Annotated in this window: 3 protein-coding genes and 1 pseudogene; all 4 read left to right on the forward strand. The window is 51.7% G+C overall.

Annotation, left to right across the window (positions count from 1 at the left end; translation table 11 throughout):
* Positions 1–450: DUF2345 domain-containing protein (locus AK59_RS0120045; RefSeq protein ID WP_231501506.1), on the forward strand; the 450-nt coding region annotated here is incomplete at its 5' end.
* A 3-nt stretch (positions 451–453) separates the two neighbouring features.
* Complete coding sequence (locus AK59_RS0120050) at positions 454–1,281, forward strand: DUF4123 domain-containing protein (RefSeq protein WP_029883626.1); 828 nt, start codon at positions 454–456, stop codon at positions 1,279–1,281.
* Between the two features lie 9 nt (positions 1,282–1,290).
* Positions 1,291–1,815, forward strand: a complete 525-nt coding sequence (locus AK59_RS0120055) for a DUF3304 domain-containing protein (protein ID WP_050491993.1) — start codon at positions 1,291–1,293, stop codon at positions 1,813–1,815.
* 15 nt (positions 1,816–1,830) lie between these two features.
* A pseudogene (locus AK59_RS1000000125520) lies at positions 1,831–1,987 on the forward strand (DUF3304 domain-containing protein); the annotation flags it as partial.

Below are 1,987 nucleotides of genomic sequence, written 5' to 3' on the forward strand. Positions count from 1 at the left end.
AACGCCGGAGGTGATATCAGCACCGGCGTCACGGGCAACATGACGGCGCTGGCGGGAGAAAAGCTCGGGCTGTTCGCCAGAACGGGCCAGCTGAGCCTGAAGGCCAGCGAAGGCGAGGTGGAGGTACAGGCGCAGAACGGGAAGATGGCGCTGTTTGCAGAGAAGAAGCTGACGATGAGCTCGGCGAGTGACATCTCGTTTGCCGGAAAAAAACGCATCACGCTGACTGGCGGCGGGAGCTACCTGCGGCTGGAGGCGGGGAAGATTGAGTACGGCACCCTGGGGACGTACCTGCGGCGGACGAAGCGGACGATGGCGGCGGCCCCAGCAACAATGCCATTACCCATTCCATTGCTTCCCGGTCAGTATCCACCGCTTAGCGGAACGATTTGCATCGAGTGCCTCCTCAATGCCATCAAAGCCAATGACGCTATTGTCCAGGAAGCGTAGAAAATGAATGCCACAAATATGATCCAGGCGTTAACGGAATCGAAAAAAGCACATTTATTTCTGTTGCTGGAAGGTGGGGCGCAAACAACGGAAGCTTTTCAGGCTTTTTATAACGAAAACGCAGCGGTTATGTATTCGTTGTATCTTCATCCACAGCTTACCGAAGTCAGAGATTATGGCCCCTGGTTGTTTGCGATAAAGGATAAAGATGAGTTAACGGCTCGTATTACCTCGACGCCGGGGTTAACTGCTGTTATCGCCTCTTCACGATCCGCAGGGGCGTTAGCCGTTCAGCTTTCTGCGGCCTGCACAATGATTTCTCCGGAAGGAGCAGCGACTTTAGTGCGTTTTTATATGCACGATGTCATTCGTCTGCTGGCGGGCCTGAACGAACGTGAGTGGCATAGCCTATTATTCAGGGAGATTTCTCAGTGGTGGGTGCCAGGTGAAAATGAATGGCGGCAGATACCCATTCCCGCTTCAAAGGTAATCAATGCCAGAGACAGTGCCATACGGTTAAATCATGAAGAATGGCAACACATCACGGATAGACCTGCTGTCGCCGTAGTATTAGCCGCGTGGCAGAAAATGCCATCCAGCCAGCATTTTCCGGCCTGTGTTCAACGTGACATGGTGATAAAAGCACTGAATAAGGCCAGCGAAGCGAAAATGAAAGCGGGTACAGAGCAAAAACTTTATGCTCTTTATTATCTTAATGGCGGAAAAAAGAACCTGGAATCAGAGGCTGTTCAGGCTGCACTCGAAAAAGTGGTTCAGAGAAAAGTATCGCTGGAATATGTGTTATTCAATCATGCTCACTCTCAGGGATGAAAATACATAATGGGATTCTTCAGAACGTATAAGAAAATAGATGGTGCAGTTAACCGGGGTTATGCCCGCTGGGGAAGATGGATCTGGGGTGCGCTGTTACTGCCGGTGGTGATTTATTTAGGCTGGTCGGTGTGGGCGGCGGTCTGGGGATCGCCATCAGGGCCGGTAACGCTGATTATTCACAGTGAAATTGACAGGCCTGTTCTGGGGTTTAGCGTAAACGGGGTAGCGGGGTCAAATGCATTTGCTTATGGGGGAGGAGGCTCCACATGCTGCGGAAGCATTACCGGGGATAAGGCTGAAGTAATCTGGACACTCAGTACCACAAGAGCCCAATACGATGCAGGGCTACGTAAAGAGACCCGCAGGTTAACACTTCCTTTGCCAAAACGTGAGTGGGGTGAAAACTATCTCCATGTCTATTTCTTGCCCGATGACAACGTCTATTTATGGTGGAGCACGGGTTTTAACAGCCCGTCCGCTGAAAATATTGCCGCACAGGCGGCAGAAAAGCAGCGTCAGAATATGCACTGATTTTAAGGGATTAAAATGGGATTTTTTAACGCGTTCGAGAAAATAGACGGTGCGGTTAACCGGGGTTATGCCCGCTGGGGAAAATGGCTCTGGGGATCACTGTTACTGCCGGTGGTGATTTACCTTGGCTGGTCGGTATGGGTCGCTGTCTGGGGGCCGCCTTCGGGGCCGG

It is taken from the genome of Enterobacter sp. T1-1, from assembly GCF_000710795.1.
GTDB classification, from domain to species: Bacteria; Pseudomonadota; Gammaproteobacteria; order Enterobacterales; family Enterobacteriaceae; genus Enterobacter; species Enterobacter cloacae.